This window comes from Labilibaculum sp. K2S (genome assembly GCF_030372765.1).
Classification (GTDB): domain Bacteria; phylum Bacteroidota; class Bacteroidia; order Bacteroidales; family Marinifilaceae; genus Labilibaculum.
The window spans coordinates 600564-622113 of sequence record NZ_JAUCMW010000001.1; the positions used below are offsets into that span (position 1 = coordinate 600564).

A 21550-nucleotide genomic window follows, 5' to 3' on the forward strand; every position below is an offset into this window, starting at 1 on the left:
ATGAATAAAAACCTACTTCACATTAGAAATCTTTCGATAGGTTACGGCAGCAAAATTGTGGCCGGCGATTTATCAGCCATTATTCCGTCAGGAGAATTAATTTGCCTTTTGGGATCAAACGGGACAGGAAAAAGTACTTTGATGCGCAGTATTTGTGGTTTTCAACCTGTTTTGGGAGGTTTAATTGTGATTGATAATCGGGAAGTTCATCAATTGAACGAAAAGGAGTTGTCAAAACAGATTGCAGTGGTGTTAACCGATAGAGTTGTTGTTCCGAATGCGAGTGTGCAGGAATTGGTAGGTTATGGCCGCAGTCCTTACACAGGGATGTTGGGACGATTGAACGGAATGGATAAAATTATTGTAGCACGTGCCATGGAGCAGTGTGGAATTGCACACAAAAAAGACAGCTTGCTTACTTCTTTAAGCGACGGGGAAAGACAAAAAGCTTTTATCGCCAAAGCTCTTGCTCAGGATACGCCGCTAATTATATTGGACGAACCAACTGCTTTTTTAGATTTGCCCGCCAGAGTTGAGATCATGCAGTTGTTACGGGATATTGCCAATACATCCGGAAAATCGATTTTGATGTCGACCCACGATCTGGATTTGGCTTTGCAACTATCGGATCGATTGTGGTTGCTGCAAAATGGAGGTCCTTTAATTACAGGTAGTCCGGAAGATTTACTGCTTAAAAATGCCTTTCAAAAAATGTTTCAGCACAAAGGAATTGTGTTCGATAACAAGACTGGTTTATTTAAAGTGATGCATGCCCAACACTCACAGGTAGCAGTAAAAGGTCATGGATTTGAATATGTTTTACTTCGGCGGGCCTTATCCCGAAAAGGGGTTAGGCTTGTAAAAGCAAATCCGGAAGACTGCAACCGCCTTGAGGTGAATAAAGATGCCCAAAAACCATTCTCCTTGTATGTCGACGACCAATGCATACAGTCTGAAGACTCTGTTGAAGTTTTTGTTAATCGCGTATTGGCTGCAAAGAGTTTGCTTGAGGTACAAAGTGAATCACGTGTACTGTCTGAATAAACTAAAATTCCACTTCCCGTTTAGAATTGCTTGAAAATGAGATTTTCTTTGTCTCATGAATGAAGGCTTTGTGTCCCTTGCTTTTCTTTTAGCCCTATGTTTTTCACACTTTTCTGAACTACAGCAATTACTTGAAAAATAGAATCTAATAAGGATAATATTTACATATTTTGTTAATTTTGAAAACAATCAAAAATTTCAGACTATAATTTCGGATACAATAGATTCCAAAAAGGATTATTACAAAAAATGTTTGTGTAAGGTCAGAGACGCGATGCATCGCGTCTCTACAGAATAATAAATAAAAATGGCAGCAAAATTTCAAAATAAATACCGCATACCGTCCGCCCGATTAAAAGATTGGGATTACGGATCGAATGCCATTTATTTTGTAACCATTTGCACCCACGAACGCGAACATTATTTTGGCGAAATTACCAATGGTAAAATGATATTGAATGAAATTGGGGAATTGGCCGCAAGCGAATGGATGAAAACACCCGAAATCAGACCCGATATGAATTTGGAATTGGGCGAATTTGTAATCATGCCAAATCATTTTCATGTCCTAATCACCATTGGCAAAAATAATTACAATACCGGTACAGACGCGATGCATCGCGTCTCTACGTTCGGATCACAATCTAAAAATTTGGCATCAATCATTCGCGGATTCAAATCATCTGTAACCATCAATGCCCGAAATCAATTCTAATTTCGCATGGCAAACCCGGTTTCACGATCATATTGCGGGTGATTTTGCTTCCTGTCACAGAATTGAACAATACATACAAAACAATCCAGGCAACTGGAAAAATGACGAAATGTATGAATGGTAAAGACGCGGTGCATGGCGTTGAAATTGCAAATAGAGTGTAAAATAATTTATGAGACGCGAAACATCGCGTTTAAACCAAAAAAAAATATAATCTTACAATAAGCAGTCCTTAGGGGTTGCGGGGTAGAAAAGTAAATATCAAATTAACTGATACAAAGATAAATGGTTCCCAACTACAATAAAGATCAATTGGCAAAAAGCAATTACAGCGAAGACGAATTAAAATTTCTGAACCTGCTTGCTGAAAAATTTCCAACAGTTCAAGCGGCCTGTACCGAAATTATAAATCTTGAATCAATCATCAGTCTGCCCAAAGGAACGGAGCATTTCCTTACGGATATTCATGGAGAATACGAGACTTTTAGTCATGTACTGCGAAATGCATCGGGCATGGTACGAAAGAAAATTGATGTTGTTTACGGGAACACAATCAGCGAAAAAGAGAAGAATCAGTTGGCAATACTGATTTATTATCCTGAAGATAAACTCAAACTCATCACGAACGAAAAAGATAATCTGAACGAATGGTTTGCGGTAACGCTTCGCAGACTGATTGACGTAGCCCGTGTTTCGGCCGATAAGTATACACAATCGAAAGTAAGGAAGGCCATGCCACCCGATTTTGCCTTTGTAATTGATGAGCTGCTGAATGAACCGACTGAAAAAAAGGAAAAATTTTTCGAATGCATCATACAATCCATTATTGATGTAGATCGGGCCAACCAGTTTATTGTGGCCATAAGTAAGTTTATACAACGCTTGCTGATTGACCGGCTGCATATTATTGGTGATATATATGATAGAGGTCCCTATGCGGATAAGGTGATGGATGTGATACAGGATCATTATTCGGTAGACATTCAGTGGGGAAATCATGATATTGTTTGGATGGCTGCAGCATCAGGAATTCGTGCAAGCATAGCCGCCGTAATTCGTTTGAGTGCCCGTTACAACAATCTGGACACTTTGGAAGATGCCTACGGGATTAATCTGATGCCATTGGCTACCTTTGCCATGAAAGCCTACGAGGGCGATCCATGTGAAGCTTTCATTCCCAAGAATACACCAGTCGAGAACATTGGATCGACTCAGATTAAACTGACCAGTAAAATGCACAAAGCCATTATGGTGATTGAAATGAAACTGGCAGGAGAGATCATTCGGCGGAATCCGGAAATGGAAATGGACGACCGCTTGCTGCTCGACAAAATCGATTATAAAAAAGGAACCGTGATTATTGACGGACGGGAACTGGAGTTGAACGACAAATCATTTCCCACTATCGATCCCAAAAATCCTTATCAACTAACAGAAGAGGAGAAGGAGTTGGCCGAAAAACTTCAAATTTCCTTTTTGTATTGCGATAAACTGCAGCGTCACATTAAAACATTGTTCTCTAAAGGGGGGACTTATCTGTCCTACAATTCAAATTTGTTATTTCACGGTTGTATCCCTCTCGACGAAAAGGGAGATTTTAAAGAGCTTACTTTGCTGGGTGAAAAATACAAAGGCAAAGCCTTGTGCGATCAGTTCGATTTAATTTCCAGGCGGGCTTATTTTAACCGCGAACATCCCGAAAAAAGGAACAAAGATCGCGATTACATGTGGTATCTGTGGAGCGGGGCTTATTCGCCGCTTTTTGGCAAAAAGAAAATGGCCACTTTCGAACGATATTTTCTGAACGATAAAGAAGCTCAGCGCGAAGAAAGCAATACGTATTACAAGTTGAGAGATGATAAAGATTCCTGCTGTCGGATTTTAACAGAATTTGGACTCGATCCTGAAGTATCGCACATTGTTAACGGGCATGTGCCGGTAAAAGTGGGAAAAGGGGAAAGTCCGGTGAAAGCGGAGGGGAAACTCTTTGTAATTGACGGAGGAATGTCGAAGCCCTATCAAAAGGTGACCGGTATTGCAGGATATACCTTAATTTATGACTCTTACAGTTTAATTTTGGCCGAGCATACCTCCTTCGAATCGAAACACAAAGCCATTCACGATGAAGTGGATATTGTTTCAACCAGAAGTATGATTGAGCACGCAACCAAACGAATCAGAGTGGGAGATACCTATATTGGAGCCAATCTGCGCCAACAAATTTCAGATCTGAACCGATTGCTTGACGCGTACCGAAAGGGTGTTGTGAAAGTAAAGAGTGTAGGCTAAATGAAAGTATATCGATACGCTAAGACTTGAAAGTTCTTGCAATCTATTCCGATACGTTCAGCTATTTTATTAGGATCAATTGCTAGAAAGCTCGGTGAACTGCCCCCCAAATCCCTGCAAACAGGCCGTTCCGTAAGGAACAGGATTCGTGCAGACTCCCGTTCATTTGCAAAGTTTGTAAGCCGATATCTATCTGACAGACAAATCCTCCATGTATTGGGGGATTTTTTATTGCAGGACCGTATCAAATTTTTAAGCATTTAACCAACAATGTATGTTTAGTAAAATTTTGGCAGGAATGATTGTTCCATTACAAAAAAATGTTCAAGTCGATTTAGTTATAATTTTTTATGTATTTTTAGAAACTTTTATAATATTAATTTTATTAAGCTATTTAAAATGGTATGGATAGCTTAGATAAAGCTGTTGTTAATTATTCTTTTTGATTAATAACTCAGCAAAGAAAAAACATGCCGTTACTAAACCTTAAACAAAAACTATGAGATTAATTAAAAGCTTTTTTCTATTAACGCTTCTATGTGCGCTATGTTATTCGTGTTCAGATTCAAAAGACGAACCAGATTTACCACCTGAACCAGGCAAAGGGATTTTATCAATTAGCCCTACAGAATTCAGTAATACGAAATCTTCAGCAGGTACATCATATGAATTGTCTGATTTAGTAACTGCAGTAATTACAATAGAACAAAACAATGTGGTACTTGAAGCTTACAACTCAAAAGAGATAACACTTGAGAAATGGGGCGATAAAAGCTACACAATTAAAGGAATTGAATTAGAAGAAGGAAACAATTACAGCATTACTGCTTTTAAATTAAAAAATGAAGAGGATAATACAACATTTGCGTCTCCGATAACCGGATCGACTGCTTCTGCATGGGTTACTGAATCTTTACCTATTTCTTTTACTATTGATACTGACAAAACTACTGAGGTTGATCTTCAGGTAGTTACTACCTTAGGTTCTAAGCCGTCTGATTTTGGTTATCATTCATTTACATTCTCTGATAATACGCCAAGCGTACAATCTTATCTTGAAAACATTGAGACTATTTTTCTCGATAAAAATGAGAAGATTGTTCATCACTTTACGCAAAGAGGAATTCCAACTTATTCAGAAATATATAGAAATCACAGTATAAACAAACACATTTCCATTGATATTATAGCTGAAACAATTAAGCATTATTACACCGGAGATGGGGTTTTTCCACAGAAAGTTATTCTTGAACGCCACACATCTAAGGAAGCCTCAATGGAATATCTTTTTACAGAGCATTATGAATCTGGGAATATCGCTAAAATGGAATCAAACATTGAAGTTAGGGAATTTGATGACAATGGCTTACCAACAAAATATATTTCTTTAAACTCAGCAGGTGTTCCAGAGTGGCATGTGGAATATTCACATAATGACAAAGGATATTTAGAATCCAAACATTACTTTGATATTGAGGGGATCAAAGATTACTCATACAATTACACTTACGACGATGAAGGGAATCAAATTTCAAAATCAAAAGTCAATTCAGATGGGACTTTATTAGCCAGCCAAGTTGAATATGAGTATGTTAATGGATTGATGAAACGGTCAATTTACTATAATATTAATGAAAATCAAGAAAAAGAAGAATATGCACGTGAAGACTTTGAATACAATTCCGATAATTTATTAGCTAAAGAAAGTATGATCTTTACTCCATCAGAAATAGTTAATACTTTAGACTATATTTATTCAGGAAATAAATTAGTTTCATCAGAGTCTAGAATATCTACGGACCCGGATTTCCTTAAAATATATTACTATGACGATTTGGGATGGATGGAAAATGAAAATTCCAATAAAATTTATGATTTTAGAGGGCACCTAATTGAGGATCACTACGTATCCGGAGAGTATAAAATTGTAGAATTGTATAATGATGATTCCAATATTTCTGAAAAGAAAATTTATAGTATGGATGGAGTCTTATTAAAATCAGTACAGCCTGAAAATAATAATGCAGTAATAAATTATTGGGCCAATGGTTTTGCAAAATCTGAAACATTTTTCAATAATAATTTTGATATTCTTTATTATCAAAATATGACCAATACTGAATTTGACACTCATAACCCAACTGAATCTGATCAGTTTGAATTGTTGAATCATGTTCGATATCACATCAATAATAATGAATCCGGTGTTATGCTTTCCAGGGTTTATTTAGAAACTATGGCAAATGATGAATATTCATCAGGAATTATAATTCGTGCTGTTGATGAGCAATATGCAAAAGAAAAGGCAGATTACAGTGTCGTTAAAAGAGTGTACACTTATTTTTACTATAGTCAATACAATTCTACTTATGCAGATCCTAATGATCTATATAAATATGTAGTCGTAGTAGATGATTTAGTAACCGGAGAAATAACATCAACTTATTACGATGCTAATGGTAATAAAATTTAATTTCTGCTTAGAATATAATAGAAGCAGTAAATTCACATATTAATTATGAAGAACCTGATAGTTTGTATAACTGTCAGGTTCTTTTTATCCGATTTTTTGAATTCAATCAGTAATACGAATAGGTATTGTTTTGCATTTTTAAAGTTTATGTTCTCATTCGAATTGGGGGATTTTTTATTGTAGGAAAAAAGTATTGGTAGCTGGTCCAACAAGACATTGATGCACTTCTTTTTGTTTGGTATAAATAATAAGTTTACATTGCTTTGTAGCAGCACGAATAAATAGTAGGAAATATTATCGATGGGAGACTTACTTATAATTGAAGAGTTGAATGCTCAGCTAAAGTGGAAAATAAAACAGGTTGAGAAAGTTACTTGGTTGATAAAAGGCTATCAGTTGAATGAATTGGCTCAGCTTACCCATTTAAATATTTCAAAAAAGAATTTGAAAGGCAAATGGCCTCCAGCACTTTTTAAGTTGAAACACCTGGAATTTTTAGACATTCAGGAAAATGAACTTGAATTGATTCCCGAGGAAATAGCTGATTTAAAGAGTTTGCGATGCCTGAATATTCGTCGGAACCAGATCAGTTCACTGCCTCAGTCAATTGCTAAAATACCAAATCTTCAAAAATTATATTTGGGTAACAATAGCTTTACTGTTGTGCCTTCGGCTCTTAGTACCTGTCCTAAACTGGAGCTAATTGATTTTACGAACAATGAAGTTTCCGAAGGACTGGAACAGCTTTTGCACTCAGCATCCATCACCAACATTTATTTGGAAAACAATTGCATAAAGTCATTTCCCTTTCATCTGCTTAAAAACCATCAACTCACCGAGCTGAATGTAATGGAAAATGAAATTGAAAATATCCCGGAAGATCTGCCAACTATCGGACGTTTCTTATTTTAAAATAACTTCTTTTGAAGATGTCTTTAGAAATCGAACCAAACGGCAGTACATTATTTCTCCGAAGAAAAGAGCGCCAGACTATCACATCTTGTTCAATTAACTTTCGGGTTGTCTGCACCCCTTAATTTTAAAATAAAGTAATTGTAACCCTAAGCTTATGTAATTTCATTCAGACAATATTATATTCACAGACTTAAGTGCCACAACTTCAGAGTATCTATTAATTGCTTCTTCCATATTTATTTTTTTGAGAGTTTTACTAACTCAAATAGTCTATATTTATTGTTTCATTTGTATATTTGCACCGCTTTTTAACAGCATTTGCATTGCATTATATTGTAAGATTTTGGTTTTTAACTGCAATTGCAATTATCGTATTATAAAGATTCTCGATAATGAATTTAGTCGTTCGAAAAACAATAAATATACGTTTTAGTGAAGTTGATTCAATGGGAGTTGTTTGGCATGGAAGTTATGTCAAATTTTTGGAGGATGGACGCGAATGCTTTGGTGATAAATTTGGTTTAGGATATTTGGACGTGGCTGCGAAAGGACTATTAATCCCTATCGTGGATATGAAATTGAGCTATAAAAAATCCGCAAAGTATGGTGATGAATTGGTGATTGAAACCAGATTTATACATTCATTAGCAGCTAAAGTAATTTTCGAATATACCATTTATCGAAAAGCTGATATGGCGTTGTTGGTAAAAGCTCAAACTACACAGGTTTTTACAGATAGGGAAGGTCAGCTGTTATTGTGTTGTCCTGATTTTTATATTGGCTGGAAAAGTTCGGTAGGAATTTTGGAATAGATAATAAAATGATACGCTTTATCTATAGGTGTGCATTAAAGTTGACTGAAGCAAAGGGAAAAATAAAATGAATAAAGTATTTATAGCAGGTAGCAATATTATAAGTTCATTGGGTTTTACCACAACAGAAAATTTCAATAATGTTTTGGAAGGGAATTCGGGATTGCAGTATCATTCCGAAGATGATATTCATCCAATTTCATACATAAACAGAACCTTCTTTAAAGAACATTGTTTAAACCACAAAGTGGAAACCAAAGTATCTCTTTTTGAGAAATTGTGTATTCTTTCGATAAAAGATGCTGTCTCTCAAACGATAATTGATCTTAAAGAAGAGGATTGTTTGTTAATTATTGCAACAACAAAAGGGAATGTTGGGTTTCTCGAGAAAGAAAATAAACGAACTCAAGACATTCATTTGTGGGAGAGCGCAAATAAAATTGGCAAATACTTTGGTGTTGCAAATCGTCCGGTGCTTATTTCAAATGCCTGTGTTTCCAGTATTTTAGCTCAGGTAACGGCCGTAAGATTATTGAAGGCGAAAAAGTACAAACATGTGATTGTTTGCGGAGCTGATTTAATCTCTGAGTTTGTGTTATCGGGATTTAATTCTTTTAAAGCAGTAAGTAACAATCCATGCAAGCCATTTGATCTAAACCGAGATGGTCTTTCATTAGGTGAAGGTGCTGGAACTCTTGTCCTAACCACAGATTCAACACAAGCAATTTTCAATGGAGCTTCATGTGTTGCAGGGGCTTCTTCCAACGATGCAAATCATATTTCCGGACCTTCGCGTACTGGTGATGGTCTTGCAAATGCCATTACATCTACTCTGAATCAAGCACAAATGAAACCGGAATTCATTTCAGCACACGGTACTGCAACAATTTACAACGATGAAATGGAATCGAAAGCAATAAATTTAGCTCAGCTAAATGATGTGCCGGTAAATAGTTTGAAAGGTTTTTTTGGGCATACTTTGGGTGCAGCAGGAATAATTGAGACAATAATAACTCTTTGTGCTATGAATGAATCAAAGGCTTTAGAGACAAAAGGATTTGTAGATTATGGTGTTCCTGAACAGATTAATTTAGTGACAAGAACAGAGAATTTAAACTTCAATTCATTTCTGAAAATTGCTTCAGGATTTGGTGGTTGTAATGCTGCAATTCTTTATTCAAAATACTAAGCTATGCATATTTTAAAATATTGTTTCGTATCCGATGCAGAAATTTCTGATGGTTCCAAGATCCTTTTTAAATCGAATGATAAAGATTTAAAATCCTTTTTAAAAGAGTTTTATAAATCAGAAAAACTCGAATACCCGAAGTTTTATAAAATGGATGCACAGTGTAAACTAGCTTTTATAGCGGCTGAGGTTCTGTTTCGGGATGTTGTTAGGGAACAGTATAAAAATGAGGAAATTGCAATGATATTTGCGAATTCAGAATCTACTTTAGCAACTGATATGTCTTACTGGGAAAGCACCAAAGATATTGCGAGTCCTGCATTATTCGTATACACTTTACCCAATATTTTAATGGGTGAGATTGCGATCAAAAACAAAATAAAAGGAGAAAATTACTTTTTCGTATCTGAAAATTTCGATGCCCAATTGTTGCATCAGCAAACGGAAATAGTATTTCAAAACACTACGACTAAGTTAGTTGTAGTCGGTTGGGTAAATTACGAAAGTGAAACAAATTATTTCGCAAAATTATTTTTGGTTTCTAAATCAGAAATAGGTTTATTCCCATTTACGATAGATAATATTAACAATTTAAATAAATAATAGAATGGATTCATTAATTGAAGAACTAAAGATCAAGTTAATTGAGCAGTTAAACCTGGAAGATATGGAACCGGATGAGATTGAAGCTGATCAAGCTCTTTTTGGTGATGGTTTAGGCCTTGATTCTATTGATGCTTTGGAATTAATTGTTTTAATGGAACGTGATTACGGAATTAAAATAACAGATCCGAATAAAGGACGTGAAGTGTTTGCTACTTTAACAAGTATGGCAGAATACATAAAGGCAAATTCATAAATAGTTCAACTCAGCATTATGTCGAGAAAGGTTGTTGTAACAGGTTTAGGCATTGTTTCCGCTCTAGGTTTAGGGGTGGAGCAGAATATCCATGCTCTTCAAAATGGACAAACAGGAATTGCGCCAATTAAATACTTACAAACAAGACTTCGAGACCAATTTGTTTTGGGAGAAGTGAAATATTCCAATACAGAGTTGAAATCTAATATAGGTATTGGTGAAGATGAATTGATTTCCCGAACCAGTTTGTTGGGAATTCTTGCTGTTCAAGAAGCAACGAATATGGCTGATTTAACGGTTGATGAGCTAAAAACATGTGCTTTAGTTTCAGGAACAACAGTTGGAGGCATGGATTTGACTGAGCAAATTGCTGATTTTGAATCTGAGGAAAATTTGCATGAAATTCTGAATCTTCACCCATGTGGCGATTCCACCGAAAAAATAGCTTCCTATTTGGGAGTAGAAGGATTCGTTACAACTTACAGTACAGCTTGTTCTTCGGCGGCAAATGCCATAATGATGGGTGCTCGCTTGATTAAATCGGGTAGAGCAGATCGGGTAATTGCTGGAGGGACAGATGCTTTAGCTTGTTTTACTCTAAATGGATTTAATAGTTTACTGATACTCGATAGTGAGTATTGTAGACCTTTTGATAGATCCCGGGCGGGTCTGAATTTAGGCGAAGGAGCTGGTTTTATTGTTTTGGAGGCTGAAGATATTGCCAAACCAAACAAGGCGCTTGCTGTTTTATCAGGATATGCCAATGCCAATGATGCGCATCATCAAACGGCATCGTCGCCCGAGGGGATCGGAGCCAGCTTGTCTATGCAAAAAGCAATGGAAGTTGCCGGCTTAAAATGTGCTGATATTTCTTATATAAATGCTCATGGTACTGGTACACCAAATAACGATTCATCGGAGGCGAAAGCAATTCGTAATTTGTTTGGAGAGAATCATCCGGCTTTTAGTTCAACAAAAGCTTTTACTGGTCATACTTTAGGTGCTTGCGGAGGAATAGAAAGTGTTTTTTCAATCATGGCGATACAGAATCAGGAACTTTATGCCGGTTTAAACTTTTCAGAAGCGGATGAAGATTCAAATATTGTTCCGATAGATCAGTATGCGAAGTCAGAAATAAAACACGTACTGTCGAATTCTTTCGGTTTCGGAGGGAATAATAGTAGTCTTATATTTTCAAAAATATAAAAAATGGCCATATATATAAATGCATCATCAATGGTTTCAGCTCAGGAAACTCTGGGAACTGAAAAATGGCCCGTGAATACTGTTTCTTCTGAAAACTCGGGTCTTAAGGTGATCGATCCTGTATATAAAGAATACATACCGCCAGCCATGTTGCGACGCATGAGCAGACTCGTGAAATTTAGTTTGGTGTCAGCCTTCGATTGTTTACATCAAGTTGAACCAAATAGTATTGATGCCATAATAACAACAACCGGACTAGGTTGTATTGATGATACGGGTGTGTTTTTAAAACAAATGCACGAGAATGGTGAGACATTAATGAATCCCACTGCTTTTATTCGATCGACACACAATGCTGTGGGAGGTCAAATTGCTTTAATTAAAGGTTTGCGAGTACCAAATTATACTTATTCGCAAAAAGAAACGTCTTTTGAAACGGGTTTGATTGATGCGATAATGATGATTGAGGAAGGCGAAGCCAAAACTATTTTACTTGGTGGCTTTGATGAATTGACGCCTCTTAGCTTAAATCTGTGGAAACAAATGGGTTGCCTGGCAGAGAAAGAACTGGATAAGAATGGACTGAAAAAGGCTTCTAACTCAGGTGTAATTTTAGGCGAAGGTGCTGGTTTTTTTGTATTATCAACAAAAGAACGAAGCTCAAAATCTTCCAAACTGGTAGATATTGAGATTCATCGCGAATCAACTTGCGATTGCAATTGTTTAGTTCAGAAATTTTTAGACAAACACAATTTACATTCAAGCGATATCAATTTATTACTATTGGGTTTGGATGGAACTCCTAACACCAAGAATTTAACTACTTTACTAAATTCTGATTTTGAAAAATCACTAATAGCAGGCTTTAAACATTGCTCAGGAAGTTTCGATACAGACACAAGTTTTGCTTTGTGGATGGCGCACACAGCAATACAGAATGGATGTATTGGCGAAGCGACTTATTTACAAGGAGATAAAGATCAAGAGATTGAAAGAGTTTTAATTGTAAATTCATCAAGAAATAATTCATATTCATTTATTTTATTGACAAGATGTCAAAGTTCACAATAACCAATATCGCTATTGCTTTGCTTGCTCTGCTTTCATTTGTTTTGGGAGTGCTTGAGTTTGCCTGCGATTGGCATGTTATGATTATAGGCATCGTGATATACATGTGCGTATTGATTTGTGGAGTAGTGAATGTAAGGTGGCAGTTTTTTATGCCAATTATTTGTGAGATTCCTAATTCGGAGAAAGAAATATTCTTAAGTTTTGATGATGGACCGCAAGAACAAAGCGAAGCGGTTTTGAATTTGTTGAAAAAACACAATATGAAAGCCAATTTCTTTTGTATCGGAAAACATCTTGAGGAAAATCCCAGATTGGCACAGCGCTTGTTTAATGATGGTCATTTTGTTGGAAATCACACTTATTTACATGAAGTGAAATTTCCAGCGAAATCGGTGAAGAATATGATTGCCGAATTGGAAAAAACGAATGAGCTTATTGAGCGTTTATCAGGAAGTAAACCGGAATATTTCCGACCCCCTTTTGGCGTTAGTAATCCAAATATTGCAAAAGCAGTGACAAGCCTTAACATGAAATGTATCGGTTGGACGATCCGTTCTTTTGATACGTCAGACTTTAAGGGAAGTAAAGCTTTGCAAAAAATAAAAAAGGAATTGAAATCGGGTGATATTGTGTTATTACACGATCATTCACCTCATGTTCTTACCATTTTAGAGGGGTTACTGCCCTTTTTGAAAGAAAATAATTATAAAACTCAAAGAATTGATAAGGCTTTGAGTGTAAATGAAAAATGCTAACTCTATTACTTAAGACCAAATTGTATGAAACGTCCATGGCAAAGTGATTTTGACACACAGGGAGATGATTATCCCAGCATGGTAAGTTTCATATAGCAACTAAAAAAACAAATTATAATTATATGAATAGAATATATATAAAAGCTTTATTGTGTTTTGGTTTTGTTTTTTGTTTGTCAACATCAAAAGGTAAAGCTCAAAATTTCACTTTGGTGAAAGATGTAGAGGCTGTTCAAATGGAGATTAATAAAGTGGCTTCGTCTATTGAAACCATTAAAAGTCGATTTGTACAAGAAAAACATTTGAGTTTTATGACCGAAGCAATTGTATCGGAAGGACTTTTTCGTTTTAAAAAGGAGAATCAGCTTCGATGGGAATATACACAACCATTTGAGTATCTGATTTTATTTAATGGCGATAAAATTATCATAAAAGACAAAAACAAAACGAATCAATTTGATGCAAATTCCAATGCCGTATTTAGGCAAATAAACGATTTAATGTTAGGAGCAATCAAGGGTGATTTGGGCAAAAATAAAGATTTTGAAATGAGTTTAAAAGAATCTGCCAAGCAATACCTTTTAACTCTGAATCCGCAAAATGAAGCTTTGAAAGCTTATGTTTCTGGTGTTGAGATTCGGTTCGAAAAAACAGATTTGGCCGTTAGCAGTATTAAAATGATTGAATCTACTGGTGATTTTACGGATATCAGGTTCGAGAATAGAGAATTTAACACGATAATTGATGAGAGTACTTTTAGTCCTAATTAGTTGCTGTTTAATTTGTATTTCGTGCAGTACAAATAGAACAGCCTCTAAATTATCAAATAGTAAGAGGGTTGAAGAGAGAACTCCTTTGTTTAAGGAGGGATTAAACGAAGCTGTTTTTAGAGGAAGTATCAGTATTTATAAGCATTACTTCTCGGGTATTTTTGCTTTAAAACAAGAAGCAGATAATAAATACCGCATGGTTTTAATGTCTGAAGTAGGAATGACTTTGTTCGATATGAGCTTTACATTAGATACTTATCATTTGAATTATTGTATTGAGCCAATTCGGAAAAAGAGTTTGTTTAAGTTGATGCATCAAGATTTTCTTTTGTTGGTTCATGCACCAAAACAAGAAGATTTAAAGTTTAAAAATGAGGCAGAGGCAATTTCGAAGTATCAAAAAAATGAGAGTCGGGATTTCTATTTTTACGAGAATGAACTGATGCAGAAAATCGATTCTAAAGGATTTTTTAATCGAATACATATTGAATTTAATGAGCAGGAAAATGGGGTTTCAAATTCCATTCAAATACAACACTGGCCAATAAAGTTGAAAATGGAGCTTAAAAGAATGAAGTAGTTATGTTGCTGAATAAATTATATACATACGAACAGGTAGAGAGTGAATTGCCTTCTACATTGAAATTTAAGGTGAGTATTAATGCCGGACATGAGATTTTTGATGGACATTTTCCCGGAAATCCAATTACTCCAGGGGTTTGTCAAATGGAGATGCTTAAAGAAATTCTTAGTGATCATTTAAGTCAGGATTTGTTTTTCAATTCAATTTCCGATATGAAATTCATTAGCATGTGGGCGCCTAAAGAATCTGAACTTGTTTTTATGGATATTGCGTTTAAAATGACTGAAGATGTCTATAAAATAAATGCAAAAATTTATGGTGAGAGCACCGTTTATTTCAAATTAAAAGGGAATGCAAATGTCAGTAAATAATCTGTTTAAAGACCTAAAGGTTTGCGTAATTATTCCAAGCTATAATAACGATCGCACACTTGCCGATGTTATCGATAGGGTGTTGCTGCATACAAGTAATGTAATTGTTGTAAACGATGGAGCGACCGATTCAACGGATTCTATTCTGAAAAGCTATCAATCGTCGCTTGAAATTGTAACGCATAGTAAGAACAAAGGAAAAGGATGTGCTTTGCGAAATGGATTCAAAAGAGCATTGGAATTGGGTTATGAATATGCAATTACCATAGATTCTGATGGGCAGCACTTTCCCGAAGACCTTCCTAAGTTGATCCAACGACTGAAAGAAGAACCTAATTCATTAATTATTGGAGCTCGAAATATGAGTCAGAAAGATGTTCCGGGAGGAAGCAGTTTTGGAAATCGTTTTTCAAATTTTTGGTTCCTGGTAGAAACGGGAATAAGACTCCCGGATACTCAATCCGGTTATCGGGTTTATCCAATAAAAAAACTTGCGGAACTTACTTTTTACTGTACAAAGTTTGAGTACGAAACAGAAGTTCCTGTGCGTGCATCATGGGCTGGTATCCCTGTTCTTTCGGAACCTGTTCAAATTAAATATGACAAGGGAGAGGATCGAGTTACTCACTTTAGACCGTTTAAAGATTTTTTTAGAATCAGTGTTTTAAACACAATTTTATGCTTTATCGCTTTTGCTTACATTAAGCCACGTGATTTTTTCAAGAACCTTACCTGGAAAAATATAAAAGCCTTTTTAGACATAAAAGGTGAAAATAATTTCAAGTTGGCAACATCAATAGGTTTTGGTGTTTTTATGGGAATTGTACCTATTTGGGGTTATCAGATGATTGTTGCCTTGGCCTTGGCCTATTTATTAAAATTGCATAAACCCTTTGTAATTGTTGCTGCGAATATTAGCATTCCGCCAATGATTCCATTCATTATTTTCGGAAGTATTGCAACCGGAGCATTAATTATGGGAATTCCCATGACTAATTTAAGTTTTTCGGATGGTTTTGGTCTTGATTCAATCACCAGTAATTTATTGCAATATGCCATTGGCAGTCTGGTATTAGCTTGTGTTGCAGGAATTTTAAGTGGGAGCTTTTCATATTTATTGTTGTTACTATTACGAAGAAAATAGAAGATTTGATGGGAACTTTCTTTTGGAGTATATTCTTATTTATTAAGCGTTTTCGCATTGTTACTTCTATTGCTGTTGCAGTATTGCTGGCTTTTTTGTGGCTTGGCACCTCAAAAATTCATTTTGAGGAGGATATTTCCAAGGTGCTAATGAGTAGTGGGGAAACGAAGGCTGTCAATCAGTTAATGGAGAACATCGATTTCTCCAATAAAATTGTTTTAGTAGTTTCTCAAAACGATACCCTTTTAGCTCCAAATTACGATTCCTTAATTGTTACTGCTGCACGATTTGTTGAATCAATGAATCCAGCAGATTCTTTAATTAAAAAGATGAGCTTAGGTCTTGGGAAAGACAAAGTGAGTCAAGCCTATGATGTTTTTTATAGAAATCTTCCTCTCTTCCTGGAAGAGGAAGATTACGAAGTCATTGCCAAACGAATTGATGAGTCATCAATTAAAAATACGATAGAAGGGAATTTTAAAGCCTTAATGACACCTGCCGGCATTGGAATGCGCTCCTATATTTTAAATGATCCACTTCATTTTACACCATTGGTTTTAGAAAAGCTAAAGCGTTTACAGCTTGGTGATGCATATAAACTGTACCAAAACTATTTGTTTTCCGATAATGGTTATCATTTGTTCTTTTTCATGGAGTCAGCTTATGCTTCTTCTGATACAGGAAACAATGCCCTTTTGGTTGAGAATATTGCTCGGGCCAAAACGGAAGCCGACAATGAAATTTGCACTTTAGATTATTATGGCGCTCCGGTTGTTGGAGTTTGTAATGCAATTCAAATTAAAACAGATATACTGCTGACTGTTAGTTTGGCATTGGTGCTTTTAATATTACTAATTAGTCTGTTGTTTCGCTCATGGCGGATTTTCATACTCGTATTTTTGCCTGTTGTTTTTGGTATTTCTGTCAGTTTGGGATGCTTTTATTGGGTAAAAGGATCCATATCAGCAATTGCCTTAGGGGTTGGATCTATTTTAATGGGAATAACCATAGATTACACCCTTCATGCATACGTTCATTTCAGGTCTAACCGATCAGTAAAAAGTCTTTTACATACATTGTCACAACCTTTATTGATTAGCGGTGTCACCACTTCCATCGCATTTTTGTGTTTGTATTTTGTTGATTCGCCTGCACTACAAGAACTAGGAGTGTTTGCTGCCCTAAGTATTATTAGTGCTGTATTGTTTGTTCTCATAATTACACCGCATTTTTTAGAGTCTGAATCGACAGTCCAGAAAGTAAATCAAATTCCATTCTTAGATAAAATTACTGCAATTGAATTTGACAAGTTTAAACTCACGAAATGGATTATCCTTGCTTGTACCATAGTTTCTATATTTACAACAAGTCAGGTTGTTTTTAATACCGATTTGGATGCTTTGAATTACCAAACTGAGTATTTAAAAAATACAGAACAGAAATTAAAGGAGATTAGTTCTATTGCTTTTCGTTCGGTTTTCTTTGTAGTTGGAGGTGAATCTGTAGATGCTGCCTTAACTAAATTTGAGACATATACTGCCGTACTAGATTCATTACAAACCCATGGAGTTATCCGTAATATTTCAAGTCCCGGTTCTATTTTAAAATCAAAGAAAGAACAACAGATAAGATTGGATCGTTGGAATTCTTTCTGGACAGAGAATACGAAGAAGAATAGTATTCGATTAGTAAAGGAAGCCGGGGCTCAAAATCATTTTAAACCGGAAGCCTTTTCTTCTTTTGAGAATTTATTGGCAAAAGATTATTCCTATCTGTCAGAAAGCGATCAGGAATTCATTATTGACGGATTGTTCTCATCCCTGCTCAAGAAAAAGAATGATAAAGTATATCTTTTAAATACCCTTCGGGTTGATCAGAAAGATAAAAAGAGCTTGTATTCAACGATTGAAACAGATCGTGATGCTGTCCTTTGGGACAAACAATATTTTTCAAATCATTTGGTGGATACCCTAAAAGATGATTTTAACCGGTTGGTATGGATATCATTATTTGCAGTATTCTTCGTGCTTTTAATCTCTTACGGACGGTTCGAGCTGGCTGTAATTGCGATGATTCCTCTTTTACTTAGCTGGCTGTGGACACTTGGTTTGATGGGGTTGTTTGGCATCGAATTCAATATCTTTAACATCATTATTTCAACTTTTATCTTTGGATTAGGTGTTGATTATGCCGTTTTTATCCTAAACGCACTCATCGAAAACCGAAAATATGGTACTAATGAACTTGAATCCGCTAAGCTTTCCATTTTATTATCAGCAATAACAACTTTTGCGGGCATAGGAGTCTTGATATTTGCCAGACATCCTGCTCTGCAATCCATTGCCGCCTTATCAATTATCGGAATCGGATCCATTCTGTTTCTGAGTTTTACCTTATTACCTATTTGTTACCGCTTCTTGTATTTTACGAATGGTAAAGAGCGGACTACACCGGTGATAATACACAATTTATTTTCATCGGTATTCGCATTGATCCAATTTTTAACCGGATGCTTGGCATTAACATCACTGATACCGGTTTTACTGATTTTGCCCATTCGAATGAAAACGAAGAAGTACATTTTTCATTGTTTGGTGCAATTTTGCAGTAAGTTTATAGTCTATAGTATCTTTGGAATTAAAAAGAGGTTTATCAATCGCGAAAAATTCGACTTAAGCACTCCTAAATTAATTGTTGGCAACCATCAATCTCATCTCGATTTGGTTTTGCTTTTCATGTTACATCCAAAAATTGTAGTGATTACGAATAATTGGGTTTGGAACAATCCGTTCTATGGTTTTATAGTGAAATTTCTTGATTTTCATCCAACAAGCAAAGGTATGGAGAAGGTTGTTGAACCTCTTCAGAAATGTGTTGACAATGGCTACTCGGTACTTATATTTCCCGAAGGACGCAGAACAAGAGATGGTGAAATAGCCCGATTCCATAACGGAGCAGTATTTTTGGCTGAAAAATTATCACTTGATGTATTGCCCGTTCTAATTCATGGGGCAAATCATTGCATGGATAGAAATGAATTCTTCCTTAGAAATGGTCAGATTACCTTGCAATTTTTTGATTTGATAAAGAAAGAAGAATTTTCTAAAACAGAAACCTACGTTCAGCGAAGCAAGCAATTGTGTTCTTTTTTCCGATCGGAATTTGATAGAATGAGACAAGAGCTTGAGACTCCTGATTATTTTGCCAATAAATTGGTACAAGCCTATATCTACAAAGGCCCGGTATTAGAATGGTATTTACGTGTGAAGATTAGACTGGAACACAATTATAATTTTTTCGACAAGATAATCCCCAGAGAGGCTGTTGTTTGTGACATTGGATGTGGATATGGATTTTTAGCAGCCATGCTTAAGTTTGTTTCTCCGAAGCGTGAAATTTATGCACTCGATTATGATGAGAAAAAAATTAAACTGGCAGCGCAGGCTCATGCTAAAATTGAAGGATTGCAATTTGAGATTTGTGATATTTCAAAAGTTGATCCGCCCAAAGCAGATACTTATATTTTAAATGATGTTCTGCACTATATGCCCGAATCGCTGCAATCGGTTTGTATCGAAAAGTGCATGCAGAATCTTAAACCCGGAGGACAGATTATTATTCGTGATGCAGACACAGATCTGGAAAAACGGACGAAAGGAACAAAGCTAACAGAGTTGTTCTCAACAAAGTTATTGCATTTTAACAAAACAAAATACGAGAACTTATTCTTCTTTTCGGGAACCAGAATAGAGGAAATTGCTACTGAAAATGGATTCGAATTTGAAATTTTTGATCAATCCAGATATACTTCAAATATCATTTACAAACTAAAAAGAAAGACTGAACTATAAGTGGGGGAATTCGATGTTATAATAATTGGTAGTGGCTTAGGCGGTTTAATCTGTGCCAACATTCTTTCGAAAGAAGGAATGAAGGTTTGTGTATTGGAGATGGACAAACGAATTGGTGGAACCCTTCAGTCATTTGCTAAGGAAGGAGTTCTTTTTAACACAGGTCTTAATTATACCGAAAGCTTGAGCGAAGGCGAAGTATTGTACAGATACTTTAATTTTCTGGGTTTAATGGATGATTTAAACATCCAGCGATTAGATGTAGATGCTTTTGATAAAATTTCATTGGGAGAGGATGGCATTGAATATCCATTTGCTCAGGGGCATGAGAATTTTATTGAGCGAATGAGTGAGTTTTTTCCTAAAGAGAGAGCCAATCTGCAAAAATATTTCACTGAAATGGGCGAAGTATGCAATGCCTTTCCCTATTACAATTTAGAATCAGATAATTATTCGTTACACAGCCTGGGCAAGCAGCAAAGTGTTTCCGAATTTTTAAGAAGGACTACTCCGGATCGCAAACTTCAAAAAGTGTTGGCCGGAATGAATTCCTTATATGCCGGTGTTGAAGGACAAACACCCATGTATATGCATTCTTTAATCAATTATTCATTTGTAAAATCAGCATGGAGATTGGTGAATGGCAGTTCTCAGTTGGCTCTCTTATTGGCAAAAGGGATCAAAGCAAATGGAGGTGTAATTCGAACCGAAGCTCGCGTGCTTGCGCTGGAAGGAGAAAAGAATACAATTCACAGAGTACGATTGCAGAGTGGAGAATATTTACATGCAAAACAAATCATTTCAAATGCTCACCCAGCCTCTACAATAGAGCTTCTTTCTGAAAATATGCTTCGCAAAGTATATCGAAACCGGATTCTTTCTCTGGAAAATTCAGTGGGAATGTTTAGTCTCTATCTGGTACTTAAAAAGGACAGTTTAGATCTGTTCAATTACAATCACCATCATTTCCCCAATTCTAATGTTTGGGGAACGCAATATTCTGCAGAAAATTGGCCGGAGCATTTTATGCTCTATTCTCCTGCAAATTCGAAGGGCGGAAAATATGCCAATGGTTTAACCGTGATTAGTTACATGAAGTTTAGTGAGATCAGTCAATGGCAGAACACAACGAGAGAATCAAGACCTCAGTCCTATTGCAATTTTAAAGATCAGAAATCAGAGATCTTGTTAAAAGCAGTGGAGAAACGGTTTCCTGGTATTCGCAAGCATATCAAGTCGGTATATTCCTCAACCCCTTTATCTTATCGTGATTACACAGGTACTCCGAATGGTTCAGCCTACGGAATTAAAAAGAATGCGGAGAATCCAATGCTGTCATTGCTTAGCCCAAAATCGAGGGTGAACAACCTTTTATTTACCGGTCAGAATTTAAATATGCATGGCATTTTAGGGGTTACAATTGGTGCAGTAATGACCTGTCAGGAATTACTGGGAAGCGATTATTTAATCAATAAGATTAGAAAATACTAAGCAATAGTAGTT

19 protein-coding genes are annotated in these 21550 nt (G+C 35.9%); all 19 read left to right on the top strand.

The window, feature by feature from the left end; translation table 11 throughout:
* The 19 genes from QUH73_RS02305 (at position 1) to QUH73_RS02395 (ending at position 21538) form a co-directional block, all read left to right on the top strand.
* Entirely contained in the window at positions 1 to 1044 is a 1044-nt protein-coding gene (locus QUH73_RS02305; protein ID WP_289528859.1) for an ABC transporter ATP-binding protein, read from the top strand.
* A 307-nt stretch (positions 1045 to 1351) separates the two neighbouring features.
* Positions 1352 to 1759: a transposase gene (locus tag QUH73_RS02310; protein WP_289528860.1), complete on the top strand. Its 408-nt coding sequence runs from the start codon at positions 1352 to 1354 to the stop codon at positions 1757 to 1759.
* Positions 1740 to 1883 carry a hypothetical protein gene (locus QUH73_RS02315; protein WP_289528861.1) on the top strand — a complete coding sequence of 48 codons (144 nt, stop codon included), beginning with the start codon at positions 1740 to 1742 and terminating at the stop codon, positions 1881 to 1883. The genes QUH73_RS02310 and QUH73_RS02315 overlap by 20 nt, the downstream gene beginning before the upstream one ends.
* A gap of 161 nt (positions 1884 to 2044) precedes the next feature.
* Positions 2045 to 4048 (top strand): fructose-1,6-bisphosphatase, encoded by a 2004-nt coding sequence (locus QUH73_RS02320; protein ID WP_289528862.1) that lies wholly within the window; start codon positions 2045 to 2047, stop codon positions 4046 to 4048.
* A 499-nt stretch (positions 4049 to 4547) separates the two neighbouring features.
* Positions 4548 to 6521, top strand: a complete 1974-nt coding sequence (locus tag QUH73_RS02325) for a hypothetical protein (RefSeq protein ID WP_289528863.1) — start codon at positions 4548 to 4550, stop codon at positions 6519 to 6521.
* A gap of 300 nt (positions 6522 to 6821) precedes the next feature.
* Positions 6822 to 7433, top strand: coding sequence for a leucine-rich repeat domain-containing protein (locus QUH73_RS02330; RefSeq protein WP_289528864.1), 612 nt, complete (start codon positions 6822 to 6824; stop codon positions 7431 to 7433).
* A 395-nt stretch (positions 7434 to 7828) separates the two neighbouring features.
* Positions 7829 to 8248 (top strand): acyl-CoA thioesterase, encoded by a 420-nt coding sequence (locus QUH73_RS02335; protein ID WP_289528865.1) that lies wholly within the window; start codon positions 7829 to 7831, stop codon positions 8246 to 8248.
* A 67-nt stretch (positions 8249 to 8315) separates the two neighbouring features.
* Positions 8316 to 9437, top strand: coding sequence for a beta-ketoacyl-[acyl-carrier-protein] synthase family protein (locus QUH73_RS02340; RefSeq protein ID WP_289528866.1), 1122 nt, complete (start codon positions 8316 to 8318; stop codon positions 9435 to 9437).
* Positions 9438 to 9440: 3 nt separating this feature from the next.
* The gene (locus QUH73_RS02345; RefSeq protein WP_289528867.1) at positions 9441 to 10040 is read left to right on the top strand and encodes a hypothetical protein; all 600 of its coding nucleotides are present in this window, start codon (positions 9441 to 9443) and stop codon (positions 10038 to 10040) included.
* Positions 10041 to 10044: 4 nt separating this feature from the next.
* Entirely contained in the window at positions 10045 to 10296 is a 252-nt protein-coding gene (locus tag QUH73_RS02350; protein WP_289528868.1) for a phosphopantetheine-binding protein, read from the top strand.
* Positions 10297 to 10314: 18 nt separating this feature from the next.
* Complete coding sequence (locus QUH73_RS02355; protein WP_289528869.1) at positions 10315 to 11502, top strand: beta-ketoacyl-[acyl-carrier-protein] synthase family protein; 1188 nt, start codon at positions 10315 to 10317, stop codon at positions 11500 to 11502.
* A 3-nt stretch (positions 11503 to 11505) separates the two neighbouring features.
* Positions 11506 to 12573 (top strand): beta-ketoacyl synthase chain length factor, encoded by a 1068-nt coding sequence (locus QUH73_RS02360; RefSeq protein WP_289528870.1) that lies wholly within the window; start codon positions 11506 to 11508, stop codon positions 12571 to 12573.
* Positions 12555 to 13328, top strand: a complete 774-nt coding sequence (locus tag QUH73_RS02365) for a polysaccharide deacetylase family protein (protein ID WP_289528871.1) — start codon at positions 12555 to 12557, stop codon at positions 13326 to 13328. Before QUH73_RS02360 ends, QUH73_RS02365 begins: the two co-directional genes overlap by 19 nt.
* A gap of 122 nt (positions 13329 to 13450) precedes the next feature.
* On the top strand, positions 13451 to 14098 hold the full coding sequence (locus QUH73_RS02370) for a LolA family protein (protein ID WP_289528872.1): 648 nt from the start codon (positions 13451 to 13453) through the stop codon (positions 14096 to 14098).
* On the top strand, positions 14073 to 14678 hold the full coding sequence (locus QUH73_RS02375; protein ID WP_289528873.1) for a hypothetical protein: 606 nt from the start codon (positions 14073 to 14075) through the stop codon (positions 14676 to 14678). Before QUH73_RS02370 ends, QUH73_RS02375 begins: the two co-directional genes overlap by 26 nt.
* A gap of 2 nt (positions 14679 to 14680) precedes the next feature.
* On the top strand, positions 14681 to 15052 hold the full coding sequence (locus QUH73_RS02380; RefSeq protein WP_289528874.1) for a hypothetical protein: 372 nt from the start codon (positions 14681 to 14683) through the stop codon (positions 15050 to 15052).
* A complete protein-coding gene (locus QUH73_RS02385) occupies positions 15039 to 16196 on the top strand; it encodes a DUF2062 domain-containing protein (protein ID WP_289528875.1) in 1158 nt (385 codons plus the stop codon). The genes QUH73_RS02380 and QUH73_RS02385 overlap by 14 nt, the downstream gene beginning before the upstream one ends.
* An 8-nt stretch (positions 16197 to 16204) precedes the next feature.
* Positions 16205 to 20047 carry a trifunctional MMPL family transporter/lysophospholipid acyltransferase/class I SAM-dependent methyltransferase gene (locus tag QUH73_RS02390; RefSeq protein ID WP_289528876.1) on the top strand — a complete coding sequence of 1281 codons (3843 nt, stop codon included), beginning with the start codon at positions 16205 to 16207 and terminating at the stop codon, positions 20045 to 20047.
* Positions 20048 to 21538, top strand: coding sequence for a phytoene desaturase family protein (locus tag QUH73_RS02395; RefSeq protein WP_289528877.1), 1491 nt, complete (start codon positions 20048 to 20050; stop codon positions 21536 to 21538). It begins immediately after the preceding gene.
* The last annotated feature ends 12 nt before the right edge of the window (positions 21539 to 21550 follow it).